Annotated in this window: 16 protein-coding genes; 6 read left to right on the top strand and 10 right to left on the bottom strand. The window is 58.3% G+C overall.

The features are described from left to right. Positions 1-11: 11 nt before the first annotated feature. Positions 12-2,231: a carbamoyltransferase HypF gene (gene hypF / locus HV127_RS00440; RefSeq protein WP_182234371.1), complete on the top strand. Its 2,220-nt coding sequence runs from the start codon at positions 12-14 to the stop codon at positions 2,229-2,231. An 11-nt stretch (positions 2,232-2,242) separates the two neighbouring features. Further along, on the top strand, positions 2,243-3,256 hold the full coding sequence (locus tag HV127_RS00435) for a HoxN/HupN/NixA family nickel/cobalt transporter (RefSeq protein ID WP_182234369.1): 1,014 nt from the start codon (positions 2,243-2,245) through the stop codon (positions 3,254-3,256). Positions 3,257-3,454: 198 nt separating this feature from the next. On the opposite strand, the gene HV127_RS00430 is transcribed toward HV127_RS00435, so the two are convergent. The 3 genes from HV127_RS00430 to norV all read right to left on the bottom strand — a co-directional run bounded on the left by HV127_RS00430 (position 3,455) and on the right by norV (position 6,732). After that, positions 3,455-3,829, bottom strand: coding sequence for a hypothetical protein (locus tag HV127_RS00430; RefSeq protein WP_182234367.1), 375 nt, complete (start codon positions 3,827-3,829; stop codon positions 3,455-3,457). Between the two features lie 324 nt (positions 3,830-4,153). Beyond that, a complete protein-coding gene (gene norW, locus HV127_RS00425) occupies positions 4,154-5,287 on the bottom strand; it encodes an NADH:flavorubredoxin reductase NorW (RefSeq protein ID WP_182234365.1) in 1,134 nt (377 codons plus the stop codon). Further along, positions 5,284-6,732: an anaerobic nitric oxide reductase flavorubredoxin gene (norV, locus tag HV127_RS00420; RefSeq protein ID WP_181485189.1), complete on the bottom strand. Its 1,449-nt coding sequence runs from the start codon at positions 6,730-6,732 to the stop codon at positions 5,284-5,286. The genes norW and norV overlap by 4 nt, the downstream gene beginning before the upstream one ends. Positions 6,733-6,919: 187 nt before the next feature. On the opposite strand from norV, the gene norR reads away from it, so the two are divergent. Next, a complete protein-coding gene (gene norR, locus HV127_RS00415) occupies positions 6,920-8,464 on the top strand; it encodes a nitric oxide reductase transcriptional regulator NorR (RefSeq protein WP_182234363.1) in 1,545 nt (514 codons plus the stop codon). On the opposite strand, the gene gutQ is transcribed toward norR, so the two are convergent. From gutQ to srlA, 7 genes are all read right to left on the bottom strand, one after another. Next, on the bottom strand, positions 8,427-9,392 hold the full coding sequence (gene gutQ / locus HV127_RS00410; RefSeq protein WP_182234361.1) for an arabinose-5-phosphate isomerase GutQ: 966 nt from the start codon (positions 9,390-9,392) through the stop codon (positions 8,427-8,429). The genes norR and gutQ overlap by 38 nt on opposite strands. Next, positions 9,385-10,158, bottom strand: a complete 774-nt coding sequence (locus HV127_RS00405; RefSeq protein ID WP_182234359.1) for a DNA-binding transcriptional repressor — start codon at positions 10,156-10,158, stop codon at positions 9,385-9,387. Before HV127_RS00405 ends, gutQ begins: the two co-directional genes overlap by 8 nt. Positions 10,159-10,226: 68 nt before the next feature. Next, a complete protein-coding gene (gutM, locus tag HV127_RS00400; RefSeq protein WP_182234357.1) occupies positions 10,227-10,586 on the bottom strand; it encodes a transcriptional regulator GutM in 360 nt (119 codons plus the stop codon). Between the two features lie 134 nt (positions 10,587-10,720). Beyond that, on the bottom strand, positions 10,721-11,500 hold the full coding sequence (gene srlD / locus HV127_RS00395; protein ID WP_182234355.1) for a sorbitol-6-phosphate dehydrogenase: 780 nt from the start codon (positions 11,498-11,500) through the stop codon (positions 10,721-10,723). Positions 11,501-11,517: 17 nt separating this feature from the next. Beyond that, a complete protein-coding gene (srlB, locus tag HV127_RS00390) occupies positions 11,518-11,880 on the bottom strand; it encodes a PTS glucitol/sorbitol transporter subunit IIA (RefSeq protein WP_182234353.1) in 363 nt (120 codons plus the stop codon). 13 nt (positions 11,881-11,893) lie between these two features. Continuing rightward, positions 11,894-12,871 (bottom strand): PTS glucitol/sorbitol transporter subunit IIB, encoded by a 978-nt coding sequence (locus tag HV127_RS00385; protein WP_112213764.1) that lies wholly within the window; start codon positions 12,869-12,871, stop codon positions 11,894-11,896. Further along, positions 12,868-13,431 carry a PTS glucitol/sorbitol transporter subunit IIC gene (srlA, locus tag HV127_RS00380; RefSeq protein ID WP_110277014.1) on the bottom strand — a complete coding sequence of 188 codons (564 nt, stop codon included), beginning with the start codon at positions 13,429-13,431 and terminating at the stop codon, positions 12,868-12,870. Before srlA ends, HV127_RS00385 begins: the two co-directional genes overlap by 4 nt. A gap of 263 nt (positions 13,432-13,694) precedes the next feature. Here srlA and mltB point away from each other — a divergent pair, with 263 nt between their 5' ends. From mltB to HV127_RS00365, 3 genes are all read left to right on the top strand, one after another. Then, on the top strand, positions 13,695-14,771 hold the full coding sequence (gene mltB, locus HV127_RS00375) for a lytic murein transglycosylase B (protein ID WP_182234351.1): 1,077 nt from the start codon (positions 13,695-13,697) through the stop codon (positions 14,769-14,771). A gap of 203 nt (positions 14,772-14,974) precedes the next feature. Then, a complete protein-coding gene (locus HV127_RS00370) occupies positions 14,975-15,685 on the top strand; it encodes an ATP-binding cassette domain-containing protein (RefSeq protein WP_182240509.1) in 711 nt (236 codons plus the stop codon). After that, a complete protein-coding gene (locus HV127_RS00365) occupies positions 15,682-16,545 on the top strand; it encodes a metal ABC transporter permease (RefSeq protein WP_182234349.1) in 864 nt (287 codons plus the stop codon). The genes HV127_RS00370 and HV127_RS00365 overlap by 4 nt, the downstream gene beginning before the upstream one ends.

Here is a 16,545-nt window from a genome sequence, read left to right as displayed (position 1 = left end):
TTGGCCGCGCGATGAACGGGGTGCAAATTCGCATTCGCGGTAAAGTGCAGGGGGTGGGATTCCGCCCCTTTGTCTGGCAGCTGGCGCAGGAGCTTGGGTTGCGCGGCGATGTATGCAACGACGGCGATGGCGTACTGGTGCGGCTTGGTGGCGGTGATGCGGCGTTCCTCGCCGGATTAACCCAGCGCTGCCCGCCGCTGGCGCGGATCGACAGCACGCAAGGTCAGCCGTTTGCCTGGGCCATCGCGCCGTCGGATTTCACCATCCGACAAAGCGGAACCGGGAGCATGCGTACGCAGATTGTGCCCGATGCCGCCACCTGCCCGGCGTGCCTTGCGGAGATGAATAACCCGCAGGAGCGCCGCTATCGCTACCCGTTTATCAACTGCACCCACTGCGGGCCGCGCTTTACCATTATTCGCGCCATGCCTTATGACCGTCCGCTGACTTCCATGTCTCCGTTTCCTCTTTGTCCGTCCTGTGCGGCGGAGTACGGTAATCCTGCCGATCGCCGTTTTCACGCTCAGCCGGTTGCCTGCGCTGAATGTGGGCCGCAGCTGGAGTGGCGTGGCGCGGCGGGGAACCTGCTTGGCGATGCCGCTTTAGAAACGGCAATTGCCCGTCTGATGGCAGGCGAGATTGTGGCGGTGAAAGGGTTGGGCGGTTTCCATCTGGTATGTGATGCCGGGAACCGTGATGCCGTAGCGACGCTGCGGGCGCGCAAGCATCGTCCGGCAAAACCGCTGGCGGTGATGCTGGCGACAACGACGGGGCTGCCCGAACAGGCGCTTAAGCTGCTGACATCCCCCGCCGCGCCGATCGTGCTGCTGGACAAAACGCAGGTTGCTGGCCTGTGCGACCAAATTGCGCCAGGGCTTGCGGAAGTAGGGGGGATGTTGCCGTCTAATCCATTGCAGCATTTACTTTCGCAGGCGCTGGCGCGCCCTTTAGTGATGACCTCTGGTAACCTTAGCGGTCACCCGCCCGCGTTGACCAACGACCAGGCGCTGGCGGATCTCGCCGGGATTGCCGAGGGTTTTCTGCTGCATAATCGCGAGATTGTGCAGCGGATGGACGATTCCGTTGTGCGGCAAAGCGGCGAGATGCTGCGCCGCGCTCGCGGCTATGTGCCGGACGCGCTGCCGCTGCCGCCGGGATTCCACGACGCGCCGCCGCTGCTGGCCCTCGGCGCGGATATGAAAAATACGTTCTGCCTGCTGCGCGGCGACGAAGCGGTCCTCAGCCAGCATTTTGGCGATCTCGACGAGGAGGGCGTTGAGGCGCAGTGGCGACAGGCGCTGCATTTGATGCAGGAAATCTACGCTTTTACGCCGCAGCGGGTGGTTGCCGACGCCCATCCCGGCTACCGCGCTTCGCGGTGGGCGGCGTCGCTTATGCTGCCGGTTGAGCGGGTGTTGCATCATCATGCCCACGCTGCCGCGTGCCTGGCCGAGCATCGCTGGCCGCTGGACGGCGGCGACGTCATCGCCCTGACGCTCGACGGCATCGGGATGGGGGAGAATGGCGAACTGTGGGGCGGCGAGTGCCTGCGGGTTAACTATCGCGAGTGCGAACGGCTTGGCGGCTTGCCCGCGGTGGCGCTGCCCGGCGGAGACCTTGCCGCCCGTCAGCCGTGGCGCAATCTGCTCGCTCAGTGCCTGGCGTTTGTGCCTGACTGGCAGAATTATGCTGAAACCGCCGTGCTGCGTCAGCAAAACTGGTCGCTGCTGGCGCGAGCGATTGAGCGCGGCATTAACGCGCCTAAAGCATCGTCGTGCGGCCGTCTGTTTGACGCTGTCGCCTGCGCATTAGGCTGTGCGCCGCAAACCCTGAGCTATGAGGGTGAGGCGGCCTGTCGACTGGAGGCGCTGGCGGCAACCTGCGAAGGTGTTGATCATCCGGCGGCGCTGCCGTGGCGCGACGGCGTGCTGGACCTGGCGAGGTTTTGGCAGCAGTGGCTCGGCTGGCAGGCCAATCCGGCGCAAAAATCCTGGGCTTTTCACGATGCGCTGGCCTGCGGGCTGGCGGCGATGATGCGTGATTGTGCGAACGCGCGGGACATTCACACCCTGGCTTTTGGTGGCGGAGTACTGCATAACCGGCTGCTGGCGGCGCGATTGGCCTTTTATCTTCATGATTTTACTCTTCTGTTTCCGCAGCAACTACCCGCAGGCGATGGGGCGCTCGCCCTCGGCCAGGCGGTTATCGCTGCGGCCCGTCTTCAGGCTTAAAGGACACCAATATGATAATGATGATTTTGCGCCAGCAGCCGCGCGCAGCGGCGCTGGTGTTGGCATTAATTGCGGCCAATTTGCTGGCCTGGGGCTGGGCGTTTGTCGCGTTCGGCGGCAGCAGTGCGCTAATGGCTGCCAGCCTGCTGGCCTGGGGTTATGGCCTGCGCCATGCGGTGGATGCAGACCATATCGCAGCAATTGATAACGTGACCCGCAAAATGATGCAGCAGGGGCGGCGGCCTTTCGGCGTTGGCGCGTGGTTTTCGCTGGGCCACTCGTCAATCGTGGTGCTGGCTTCGGCGGCGATTGCCGCGACCGCGACCGCGTTTGGTCAACAGATGAGCTGGTTTCACGATACCGGCAGCGTGATCGGCACCGCCGTGTCGGCGTTATTTTTGCTGGCGATGGCGTTTATCAACTTGGTGATTTTGCGCAGCGTCTGGCGCAGCTTTCAGGCGTGGAAGCAGGGCGAAAAGGTGAGCGATGAGGTAGCGACCGGCGGCGGCATGATGAGCTGGCTGTTTGGTAAGACCTTCCGCCTGATTAGCCGTAGCTGGCAGATGTATCTGGTGGGCTTTCTGTTTGGTCTCGGCTTTGATACGGCGACGGAGATTGGCGTATTGGGGATCTCCGCTGCCAGCGCATCGAGCGGGATGTCCATCTGGTCGATTATGGTTTTTCCGGCGCTGTTCGCCAGCGGCATGGCGCTGGTGGATACGCTTGATAATGTGCTGATGGTCGGCGCTTACGGCTGGGCGTTCAGCAAGCCGCAGCGCAAGCTCTATTACAATATGACCATTACCGGGACGTCGGTTGTGGTGGCGCTGTTTATCGGCGGGCTGGAAGCGCTGGGGCTGTTGATGGATAAGTTTTCTCTGAGCGGTGGGGTCTGGCGCTGGGTTGGCGCGTTGAACGACAATCTTGGCAACGCTGGTTTTGTGGTGGTGGGGCTGTTTGTTGCCTGCTGGGTGCTGTCGGTGCTCAACTACCGCTGGCGCGGGTACGATAATCTGGCGCGGTAGGTTGGCGTTTTTCCCGGCTCGCGCTGCGCTTAGCCGGGCTACCATGGCAGCGGTGCGGAATATTGTCCCGGAGGCGATGCTGCGCATCTGTCCGGGCTACCAAACCCCAACGGCTACCAGAGCAGAGGAATCGTGCGGTTGGGTAGCCCGGGTAAGGCGTTTATGCCGCGACCCGGGATGAAGCATCAGCAGGATATATCAGGTTAACGACCTGAAACTCCGTTTTAAAAGCATTCCTGATATAACGACTCCATACCCTGCGCAGGCGGAGATAGACATCAATATGACTCTTAGTGGGTTGCCGCTGTACCAGGTGATAAACATATAGCCAAATATTGCCGCCATCATAATTAATGACCATTTCATTCTAATAAATACAGATATGAAAACTGCCGGAATGATTATTCCCAGGATATAAAATCTGACAAAACCTAAATCAACACCTCTACTGCGGGGATGGAAGTGTGCGATATACCATTCATATCCTGCATTGTGGATTAAAATAATAACGGCGCAACTGAGCAAAGCGAGCAACAGATTGAAAATTATGACTTTATTTTTTTTAAATTCCATATTGATTTAACTGTCCTTTTATTTCACATCGCCCAGCAAATGGATAATAGCATCCCACAAGGTTAACGTAGGATGTCTTTCCTGGGATCCCCGCTCGCGCTGTGCTTACCTGGCTACCATGGCAGCGGTGCGGAATATTGTCCCGGAGGCGATGCTGCGCATCTGTCCGGGCTACCCCAACGACTACTAGGCAGAGGAATCGTACGGTTGGGTAGCCCGGGTAAGGCGTTTACGCCGCGACCCGGGAAAACGGTAAGCTCGCCGGTGGGGTAGCCCGGACAGGCGCAACGCGCCGCCTCCGGGGATAACGTCAGTTCATACAGACTAGCTCACCAACTGCTTGAGCAGCGCAAAGGCGTCTTTCATTCGATCCTCGCTAACCACAAAGGCGCGCAGCTGGTTTTCGGCATCCACGCCTTTTGCGACCAGACCGTCTTTGGCGGCAACGATATTCCACGTCAGATCCTCGCGTCGGGTATCGCCCGCCAGATGCAGCGGTAAATCCGGCGTTTTGACCTTCACCAGCATTGGCGGCAGCTTCAGCTCGCCCTGCTGGGTCAGCAGATTTTTACCCAGGCACATGGCGCTCAGCAGAATCGGTTGCAGGAACGGCAACACCATGCCGTTGATTTCCGCGCAGTCGCCGAGAGCGTAAATCGCCGGATGGCTGGTTTGCAGCTGGCTGTTTACCACCACGCCGCGATTAATCTCCAGACCCGCATGCCGCGCCAGCGCCGTTTCCGGGTGCAAACCGGCGGCGGCGACCACCGCATCAACGGTCACCGTGCGCTGACGGTCAAGGGTGACGCGAATGCCGTCGGCGCTTTGCTCCAGGCTTTCCAGCTGGGATTTCAGCATCAAGTGCACGCCCATATCGGTCAGACGATGCTGCAGGCGGCTGCTGGCCTCCGGCGGCATCAGCGCCGACAGCACGCTGGCGGAGTTATCCACCACCGTCACCGCTTTCCCGGCGCGGCAGAAATCCATCGCCAGCTCGCAGCCAATCAACCCGCCGCCGACGATCAGCACGCGTCTGGCGTCATGTAACTGACTCTGCGCTGCACCGTACTCACGCTGGCTGTTGAGGGTCAGCATCAGCTCGCGTCCCGGCACTGGCGGAATAAACGGCGTCGCGCCGGTGGCCAGCACCAGTTTGTCATAGCGCCACTCGCGGTCCTGGCTTTTCACTACCTGATTCCCGGCGTCGATATCGCTCACCCAGGTATGCGGGAACAGGCGCAGATTGTACTGCTCGGCAAACTCTCCTGCCGTTTGCAGGGTCAGGTCGTCGGCCTTCTGACCACGGCTGACCACATGGCTGAGGTCCGGTTTGTTGTACTCATCCATGCTGTCGGCGGCGATCAGGGTCAGCGGGATTTGCGGGTCCTGCTTGCGGATATTTTTCACCAGCTGACGGGCCGCGAAGCCCGAGCCGATGATGACGATGCCATCACTCATTTTGCCTCCGATGCCAGAACATCAAACACATCTTTCCCCAGCGAGCATTCCGGGCAGAGGAAGTTATCCGGGACTTCGCTCCACGGCGTACCCGGCTGGACGTCCTGGTTCGGCTCGCCTTTTTCTGGATCGTAAATCCACTGACACACACTACACTGCATCATCGGTCCGAGGTCGGCTGCCGCTGCGGCGGCACAGGCGCAGGCTTCTTTTGCCTGGTCTGGTTTGGCAGCGGCTTCCGGCAGCGGAGCCAGCGCCCACTGACGAGCAATTTCGCGACCGTGCTGACGGCAAATTTCCAGCGCGTCGAGGTCTGGACGCCATTTGGCCTTCAGGCTCAGGGACATTTCAAAACCGGCATCCTGTAAACGGGTAGAGAGACGGTCAACCGCGCCGCCGCTCCAGCCGTGGGAACCAAAGGCGCTGGCGTGCTTGTTGCGAAAACGCAGGCCGGTCATCTCTTCCACCAGCCCGGCGATTTTCGGCATCATTACGTTGTTCATGGTGGAGGTGCCGACCAGCACGCCTTTGGAGCGGAACACGTTGGTCAGAATTTCGTTTTTATCGCTGCGGGCGACGTTAAAGATTTTCACCGCCACGTTCGGGTCAACTTCGTTGATGCCCTGGCCAATCGCATCCGCCATCATGCGAGTGTTATTGGACATGGTGTCGTAGAAAATGGTGATACGGTCTTCCTGATAGTCCGCCGCCCATTTCAGGTACAGCTCAACGATCTGGGTTGGATTTTCACGCCATACCACGCCGTGGGAGGTGGCAATCATGTCGACCGGCAGATTGAAGCCGAGGATCTCGGTGATTTTCGGCGTCACCAGGCGGCTGAACGGGGTCAGGATGTTGGCGTAGTAGCGCTGGCACTGCTCGAACAGTTCGGTCTGGTCAACTTCGTCGTTGAACAGGCGTTCGTCGCAGTAGTGCTGGCCGAAAGCGTCGTTACTGAACAGTACCGCATCGCCGGTCATATAGGTCATCATGCTGTCCGGCCAGTGCAGCATCGGGGTTTCCACAAAAATCAGCTGCTTGCCGTTGCCGATATCCAGGCTGTCGCCGGTTTTCACTACGTTAAAATTCCACTCCGGATGGTGATGGTGACCGGTGATGGAGTCGATGGCGTTGTTGGTGCAGTAGATCGGGGTGTCAGGAATGCAGGACATCAGTTCGGTCAGCGCGCCGGCATGATCCTCTTCGGCGTGGTTAATAATGATGTAGTCGATATCGGCGAGGTCGATTTCGCTGCGCAGGTTCTGCACGAATTCACGGCTGAATTTATGATCGACGGTATCGATCAGCACATTTTTTTCTTCGCGGATGAGATAGCTGTTGTAGCTGCTGCCGCGCAGCGTTTTGTATTCTGTTCCGTGGAAATCACGTACTTCCCAGTCACGTTGGCCAACCCAATGAATGTTATTTTTAACCAGAATAGACATAGCAACCTCAATTAATTCAGCGTTTTTCAAATAAGATGTTTTGCTTATATCAAGTTGCGTGCCAACTTTTTAATTAATTGAAATTAAAGGTTTTAATGTTTTTATCTAAATTTGTTGATGTCAAAATGACAATGGTTAAAATAGTCGTTATGACTATCTTTACTGTCAGAATGACTATGAGGCGAAAATGAGTTTCTCCGTCGAGGCCCTGGCGAAAATCGCCATTGATTTGCAAAGCGATCTCGGTCATGCCGACCGTTTCTCGCGCCTGATTACCACCCTGCGGCAGATTCTCGGCTGCGATGCTTCGGCGCTGCTGCGCTACGAAGCGCATCAGTTTGTGCCGCTGGCGATTGATGGCCTGGCGCAGGATGTACTTGGGCGACGCTTCGCCCTTGAAGGTCACCCGCGGCTGGAGGCGATTGCTCGCGCCGGGGATGTGGTGCGGTTCCCGGCAGACAGCGACCTGCCGGACCCTTACGACGGATTAATTCCCGGACAGGAGAGTCTGAAGGTACATGCCTGCGTCGGGTTGCCGCTATTTGCCGGACAAACCCTGATTGGTGCGCTGACTCTCGACGGCATGGATGCGGACCGCTTCGACAGCTTTAGCGATGAGGAGCTGCGCCTGATTGCCGCTCTGGTCGCCGGGGCGCTGAATAACGCGCTGTTGATTGCCCGGCTGGAGAATCAAAACGTGCTGCCGGAGCAGGCTATCGCTTATCCGGCGTCCGAGCGTCAGGAAATAATCGGCCTGTCGGCACCGATTTTACAGCTGAAAAAAGAGATCGATATCGTCGCGGCTTCCGACCTGAACGTCCTGATTAGCGGCGAAACCGGCACCGGCAAAGAGCTGGTGGCGAAGGCGGTGCATCAGGGGTCGCCGCGTGCAGCCAACCCGCTGGTGTATCTCAACTGCGCAGCGCTACCGGAGAGCGTGGCGGAAAGCGAGCTGTTTGGTCACGTTAAAGGGGCGTTTACCGGGGCGATAAGCAACCGCAGCGGCAAGTTTGAAATGGCGGACAACGGGACACTGTTCCTCGATGAAATTGGCGAGCTGTCGCTGGCGCTACAGGCCAAGCTACTGCGGGTGCTGCAGTATGGCGACATTCAGCGCGTCGGCGATGACCGCAGCCTGCGGGTTGATGTACGGGTGCTGGCGGCGACCAACCGCGACCTGCGTCAGGAGGTGGTGGAAGGGCGTTTTCGTGCCGACCTTTATCATCGTCTGAGTGTGTTCCCGCTGTCGGTTCCGGCGCTGCGCGAGCGGGAAAACGACGTGGTGCTGTTGGCGGGGTATTTCTGCGAGCAGTGCCGTTTGCGCATGGGGTTGTCGCAGGTGATTTTAAGCGACGCGACGCGGGCGAGGCTGCGCGCCTGGCTGTGGCCGGGGAACGTGCGTGAGCTGGAACATGCGATCCATCGGGCGGTTGTGCTGGCGCGGGCGACGCAGGCCGGTAATGAGGTGGTGCTGGAGCCGCAGCATTTTCAGTTCGCCGTGGAAACACCGGTCCTGCCGAGCGCAAGCCCGCAGCCGGTGACGGAGGTGGTGAATTTACGCGAGGCGACGGAAGCCTTCCAGCGCGAAGCGATTGCCAGAGCGCTGGCGGATAACAGCCGGAACTGGGCCGCCGCCGCCCGCGCGCTGGATCTCGATGTCGCCAACCTGCATCGGCTGGCGAAGCGTCTGGGACTTAAAGGATCCCGGCCTGATAAAAGTTCTGCAGGTTAATCGCGCCGACCAACTGTCCGTTGTCATCGACCACCGGAGCGGCGCTGATTTTGTGCTTCATCAGGCGCTCTTTAGCTTCTACTGCGCGGCTTTCTGATTGCAGGGTTACGCCGTTGCGGGTCATCGCCAGGCTGACGACATCTTGCAAACTGCCGCCGCCTACCAGCCAGCGGCGCAGGTCGCCGTCGGTAAACACGCCCTGGACGTGATTGTGCTCATCGCAGACCGCCACCAGTCCCAGGCCAGTGCGGCTGAGTTCGAGCATCGCGTCCATCACGCTGGTATCAACATCCACGCGCGGCACGTCGCCATCGCGGCGCATGAGATGGTGAACTTTGTTCAGCAGTCGTGCGCCCAGCGCGCCAGCCGGGTGCGAGCGGGCAAAATCTTCTTCATTAAAGCCGCGAGCCTGCATCACCGCCATCGCCAGCGCGTCGCCGAGCATCAGCGTGTTGACGGTACTGGAGGTCGGGGCGAGGTGCATCGGGCAGGCTTCGCGTTCCACGGCGATATCAAGAACGGCTTTGGCGGCCAGCGCCAGCGGAGAGGTGGATTTACCGGTCATCGCCAGCAGTGGTATGGACCGTTCTTCCAGCCGTGGGACGATAAGATCCAGTTCTTTAGCGCCGCCGGAGTAGGAAATAAACAGCATCACGTCGCGGCTATCGAGCATTCCGAGGTCGCCGTGTAACGCTTCCGCCGGATGGACGAAAAATGCCGGGGTGCCGGTGCTGGCGAATGTAGCGGCCAGCTTTTTGCCGATGTGGCCCGATTTACCGATCCCGGAGACCACCAGTTTGCCCTCGCAGTGGATGATGATTTCCGCCGCGCGGATGAAGTCGTCGCCCAGGCGTTCAGGCAGGCGGCTCGCCTCCTGAAGCTCCAGCAGTAGGGTCTGGCGTCCGGCTTCTAACAGAAAGTTACTCATGATGTTCTCCAGTAATAATGACTTCGATGCCTTTTTCTTCCAGCGCCCGCTGGAATTCAGGGTCGATGTTGGCATCGGTAATCAGTTTGTCCACGCTCTCCAGGCCGCAGACGATATTGGGACTTTTGCGGCCAAACTTCGATGAGTCGGCCATCAGGATAACCTCGCGGGCGGCATTGCACATCGCTTTGCTGACCGTATAAACCTCATTAAAGGTGGTGACGCCGGCGATTAAATCAATCCCGTCGGTGCCCATAAATAGTCGGTCAAAGCTGAAGTGCTCGAAGGCGTTTTCCGCCAGCTGGCCGTGAAAGGAGGCCGATTTTTTACGGAAGGTGCCGCCTGGCATCAGGATAGTTTGTTCGTTATCCAGCTCGGAGAGGGCGTTGACGATATGCAGGCTGTTGGTCATCACCGTGATGTTATTGAAGCGGCTGAGCATTGGTACCATTTGCAGGACCGTGCTGCCAGCGTCAAGAATGATCGAGTCGCCATCGTGAATAAAGCGAACGGCGGCTTCGGCAATCCGCTCTTTTTTATGGGTGTTGATTAGCGTTTTGTGGTCGATGGGCGGGTCGGCCTCGTCTTTATTTAACACCACGCCGCCGTAGGTGCGGATAACGGTACCGGCATTCTCAAGGATGACCAGATCTTTGCGGATGGTGGTACCGGTGGTGTCGAAGTGTTGCGCCAGCTCTTCAACCGAGCATTTGCCCTGCGCTTGCAGGTGCTCGAGAATGGCTGCCTGGCGCTGACGTGGTTTCATAGGCGTTGTATCCTGCGTTTAAAGTTTCGAAATGATAATTTCGCAAGATATTAACTTTCACAACGAAATTATCCATGTTTCGGATTAAGCGCTAATAATAGTGCATTCTGACAGAGCGGATCATTGGGAAAGATCACATCAGGCTGCAATTCCTTGAGATGTTTGCCGTTGAGAGCGGGAATTTTTTGTGGTCTGGCAAAGACGGTGAGACCTTTCATCAACAGCGTATCGCGAATGCGATCGTGTTCGTCGACGGCGATGGCGACGACGGCGCGCGGCTTGAAGCGGCCCGAGGAGCGACCCACGCCGACCCGGCCCTGTTGGCACAACTGGTCAAAGGCGCGGTTGAACTGGCGGATTTGCCAGCCGCCAAAGGCGAGCTGGGTTATCCAGGCGATGGCGGCGACGGTGATGAGTGCGGTAACCATAAAATCTCCTTAAGGTGCGTGCGATATTCCCCCGGAGGCGGCGCGTTGCGCCTGTCCGGGCTACCAGACAGCCACATAATCGGTAGCCCGGACAGATGCGCAGCATCGCCTCCGGGAAAATAGCGCGCAACGTTTTAAAACATCACCTGCCCGCCGGTGACGTTGATGGACTGCCCGGTGCAGTACGAAGCCTGCGGGCTGGCGTAAAACATCAGCACATTGAGCACGTCCTGATAATCGCAACCGCGCTTGAGCGGAACTTTATCGACGTAATACTGTTCAACTTCGTTCTCGGCAATCCCCAATTTGGTGGCGTACTGCGGCAGTAGCGACTGGAACATCGGCGACTTCAGCAGGTTACCCAGCATCAGCGAATGGACGGTAATACCGTATTCTGCGAGGTCCAGCGCCAGAGACTGCGTCAGCCCCACGCCGCCAAACTTCGCCGCGCTGTAGCCAGAGTTATGCTTACTGCCCACTTTGCCGGATTTCGAGTTGATCTGGATGATGCGTCCTTTTATACCGTCGCGGATCATCAGCCGCGAAAACTCGCGGGCGCAGAGGAAGTAGCCCACCAGATTAACCTGAAGCGAGCGATCGAAATCGCCCAGCGCGAAGTCGCTGATAAAGGCCGCTTTGGCGATCCCGGCGCTGTAGACCAGCAGATCGACACGGGAAAATATTTCGTCTACGCCGCGGGCGAGGGCGACGACGCTGGCTTCGCTGGTGGCGTCGGCACCAAAGCCGTACGCCGTTCCTTCGCCATATTCGGCGTTAATGGCCTGCGCGACGCGGGTCGCTTTATCGCTCTGAATATCGACAACCGCCACGCGATAGCCCTCTGCGGCAAGGCCGCGACACAGAAACTCCCCTAAGGTTTGTCCCCCGCCAATGACAACAGCAACCTGATTCATAATTTTCTCCTTACAACTTAAGCAACAAATTTCAGTACGCAGCCGGTGGCGATCTCTTCCGGCACCGGGCCCGCCACGTGGACGGTTCCGGGGAATTCCGCTTCGCGGTGACCATCGAAACGCAGCGTGATATGGCCAAGCTCGCGCAGATTCTGCTCGGCAACGTCGCCGACGGCGGTCACCGGATAGCGCTGTTCGCCAAGCTGAAGCTCCGCGCCCGGAACCAGCGAGCCGGATAGCTCGCCGTGGTTGTGAATAAAGCAATACTCTTCGATATCGGCTGGGGCTCCTTCGCGAAAGGTGATCAGCATCTGGTCTTCCAGCGCCATCGTCGCACTGGCGCCGATACGCGTAATGGTGGTCTGGTAAATCACGGTCATCTTCAGGAACCTCTTATTGGTAAATAAACCCGGAAACGAACCAGGCGATCAGCACCGTTGGGGCGCCGGTCAGGAAGCGGCTCACCAGCACCGACGGGACGCCGACGCGCACGGTGTCCTGTCGCGCTTCCGCCAGCGACAGACCAACCGGGATAAAGTCGCAGGCGGCCTGGGCGTTAATGGCAAACAGTGCGGGCAGGGCGAGGTGAGGCGGAATATTGCCAAGGCCAATCTGCACGCCAATCAGTACGCCGATAACCTGGGCGATGACCGCGCCTGGGCCGAGGAACGGCGACAGCAGCGGGAAGGAGCAGATCAGCGCCAGGGTGACGAGGCCCAGAGGATGGCTGGCGAGCGGTGCCAGACCGTGGGCAATCCAGTCGCCGACGCCGGAGGCCATGATGATGCCGATCAGCGCTGAGACGAAGGCCATAAACGGCAGGATGGTTTTCAGCACCGTGTCGATGGTGTCGCGACCGGCCTGGAACAGCACTGCTACCACGGAACCCATGCCCATGCCGACCTTCGCCAGCAGGCCGTCGCTCTGCTCGGTTATCTTCTTGCTGGTGTCATAGTCGCGGACCGCCGGTTGAGCTGGCGTGTCCTGCGGAGCAGGGGAGTCGTTATCTGTTAAGACGTGAATGTTCTCGCTTTTAACTCCGGAAACGTAAATATCCTCGACGATGTACTGCGCCAGCGGCCCGGATTTGCCGGTAGCGTGGATATTAATGGTCGGTATACGACGCTTTGGGTAGATGCCGCAGCGCAGGGTGCCGCCGCAGTCGATAATCGCCACGCCGATTTCCGCTTCCGGCGGTTCGCCCTCTTTGAAGCCATCGACCGCCTGCCAGCCGGTGAGGCTCGCGATTTTATCGACGATCGCCGGACGGGTGCCTGCGGTGATATAGACAATCTTTTTACCGGCAACTACGTCCAGTTCGAGCGGGCCGCCCCAGCCACCGGTGCCTTTTTCAATACGAATACGCGTCATGATGTTGCTCCTGACAGATGGACTTTCTGCTCAAGTTGGATGGCCATTTTCTTCTCAAAAATCGACGTGGTCAGGTCGGTCACCCAGCCACGGAAGAAGTTCGTCACCAGGCCCACCAGCAGATAGCTCACCGCCAGCGGCCCTAACGGCAGGCCGAGAGTGGTCAGCCCGTTGGCGATCCCGAGATAGACGAACAGCTCGCCGGGGTTGATATGGGGAAACAGACCGTTCATCGAATGGCAGCTGTAGGAGGCCGCCGCGTAGTAGCTGGGTTTGTATTTCTCGGGCATAAAGCGTCCGAGACTCAGGGTCATGGGGTTACAGAAAACGAAGGTACCGATGCAGGGCAGCAGCAGGTAGCGGGAGATCGGATTACCGGCGCAGCGTTGCGCCAGCTTTTCGATCCGCTGCTGACCAATAAAGTTGATCAAGGCGTTCATGATCACCAGCAGACTGATCAGCAAAGGCAGGATCCCGGTGACCATACCGGTAAACACCTCACCTCCCTTCTGAAACAGGCCGATAAACCATTCGGCACCGTGGGTAATGACTTCAATCATTGTTCTCTCCTTCAGCGTGTTATTTTTCTTGCTAACTGGCGGCTAATTTTAATCACTTTGAAAGATTTAAAAGTGTTAGTTTGATCGCAAAATGAAAGATAAATATTTTATTTTGAAAGGTTGTGGCTGGGGAAGAGAAAAGAATGTGACGAGAGATGAGGTAAAAATGGCAATAAAAAGAATTTCAGTCGCTGCCGCTTCCTTGTGAGCGGGCGCATGCTTTACCATAATTACCTCTTGCCGATTTGTTAAATGGATGTCCCATGTTGAAGCGTCGCTATCTGGTTTTACTCCCGCTGTGTGCTCTTTTCGCTGCCTGTAGCAGCAAACCTCAAACCCCTGCGGAAACGGAAATGGCGGGCAGTACCGGCGGTTTTCTGCTGGAGCCGCAGCACAATGTGATGCAGATGGGCGGTGATTTCGCCAACAACCCGGCGGCGGAACAGTTCATCGACAAAATGGTGAGCAAGCATGGATTTGACCGTCAGCAGCTGCACGAAATTCTCTCGCAGGCTAAACGTCTGGATTACGTTCTGCGCCTGATGGACCGTCAGGCTCCGACCGGGCTGCCGCCGTCAGGGCCGAACGGCGCCTGGCTGCGTTACAAAAAACAGTTTATTACTCCGGATAACGTGCAGAACGGCGTGGTGTTCTGGAACCAGTATCAGGACGCGCTCAACCGTGCGTATCAGGTTTACGGCGTGCCGCCGGAAATTATCGTCGGGATTATTGGCGTGGAAACTCGCTGGGGCCGGGTGATGGGCAAAACCCGCATCCTTGATGCGCTGGCAACTCTTTCGTTTAACTATCCGCGTCGTGCGGAGTACTTCTCCGGCGAGCTGGAAACCTTCCTGCTGATGGCACGCAGTGAAAAAGATGATCCGCTGGACCTGAAAGGGTCGTTTGCCGGAGCGATGGGCTACGGCCAATTTATGCCATCCTCCTATCGCCAGTACGCGGTGGATTTCAACGGCGACGGGCATATCAACCTGTGGGATCCAGTTGATGCTATCGGCAGCGTGGCTAACTACTTTAAGCAGCACGGCTGGGTGAGCGGCGATCAGGTAGCCGTGCAGGCGATGGGCCAGGCGCCGGGGCTGGCGAACGGCTTCAAAACCAAATACAGCGTTTCGCAGCTGACGGCAGCGGGATTAACCCCGACTCAGTCGCTGGGTAACCATCAGCAGGCGAGCCTGCTGCGTCTGGATGTGGGCACGGGATATCAGTACTGGTACGGTCTGCCGAACTTCTACACTATTACTCGCTACAACCACAGCACCCATTACGCGATGGCCGTCTGGCAGTTGGGGCTGGCGGTTTCTCAAGCTCGTATGCAGTAATCTCGCCCTCTGTGCTCCTCTCCATTCGGGGAGGAGCCTGTTACATTTTGCAGCATTTCCTTTCGTTGACACCAATTTACATTTTGCACATCTTTCAATATTGTTATGTTATAACGTTTTATTGGGGTGTGAGAATTGACTTCCATATTGATGGCTTCCGGCGCAACGAGGCTGATTATCGCCTGTTCCTTGCTGGCCGTGCTGTGGCTGGCGACCTGGTGGGCTGTGTCGCTGCCATGATTGAACTTGATCATCTGGTGGCAGGCTATGAGGGCCTGGCAATAACGCCGTCGCTGAACGGCAGGATTTCGGCGGGCAGCATGACGGCTATCGTCGGCCTGAACGGTTGCGGTAAATCGACGCTGCTAAAGACGCTGGCCGGGTTTATTCCACCGGTGAGCGGCCGTCTGAACTGGCGTGACGGACGACCGATTATCGGTTGGCTGGCTCAGCGCCACTCTCTGGAGTCGCAGTTTCCCCTCACCGTGCAGGACGTCGTCAGCCAGGGCACCTGGCCGCGCGTGTCGTTGCTGCGCGGGTTACGGGGAGAAATTCGTCAGCGTATTAGCACGGCGCTGGAGCGGGTGGGGCTATTAGCGATGGCGAAAACGCCGATTGAGGAGCTCTCCGGCGGCCAGTTTCAGCGGATGTTGTTCGCCAGGGTGATGATACAGCGCGCGCCGCTGGTGATGCTCGATGAGCCGTTTACCGGCATTGATGAAGCCACAAGTCGCGATCTGATGACGCTGATCCTGGAAATGCATCAGCAGGGGCAGACGATTCTGGCGGTGCTGCACGATAACCAGCGGGTCGCCGAGCATTTCCCGGAAACGCTGTTGCTGACGTCGCAGCATGCCCGCTGGGGCGAAACTCCCGGTGTGCTGTCTGCATTTAACTCCGCGAGGCTGGCATGATCTGGCACACCTTCTTTCAACCCTTTATCGAATTTGGCTTTATGCGTCGCGCGCTGGTGGTGTGTCTGGCGCTCTCCCTCAGCACCACCATACTCGGCGTTTTCTTGCTCCTGCGGCGTATGAGCCTGATGGGCGATGCGCTGTCACACGCTATTTTACCCGGCGTGGCTGCGGGTTACTTGCTTAACGGTATGTCGCTGTTGGCGATGACCGTTGGTGGATTTATTGCCGGGATTGCGGTCGCGCTGGTGGCGGGGTGGGTCAGCCGCCGTACGCCCTTAAAAGAGGACGCCAGTTTCGCCGGATTCTACCTCGGTTCCCTGGCGCTGGGCGTCACGCTGGTATCGCTGCGCGGTTCTAACGTCGACCTGCTGCATCTGCTGTTTGGTTCGATTCTGGCGGTAGACAGCGATTCGGCGCTGTTCGTTTCGGGCGTCGCCAGCCTGACGCTGATCTTTATTGCTCTTTTTTATCGCGGCCTGGTCAGCGAAGCCTTCGACAGCGTCTGGCTACAGGTGAACTCGCGAAGATTGCCTGCTCTGCTGCACGGCCTGTTTCTCGCGCTACTGGTGCTTAATTTGGTCGCTGGATTTCAGGTGCTTGGCACGCTGATGGCGGTGGGCGTCATGATGCTGCCTGCGGTAGCCGCTCGCTGCTGGGCGCGGACGCTGCCGGGCATTCTGCTGTTGGCCGCGCTTATTGGTGCCGTCTGCGCGTGGATGGGGCTGAGCCTCTCCTGGGCGGCGAATCTACCAGCCGGTCCGGCTATCGTCTTGACCGCCAGCGGCATCTTTTTTGTTTCGGTGTTTTTTGGCACGCGCAGTCGGTTGGTTGTCGGCTGGCGTAAATTAATGGGGTGA

Source organism: Klebsiella sp. RHBSTW-00215, from assembly GCF_014103785.1.
Lineage (GTDB): Bacteria > Pseudomonadota > Gammaproteobacteria > Enterobacterales > Enterobacteriaceae > Klebsiella.
This window is presented reverse-complemented; position numbering and strand designations above follow the sequence as displayed.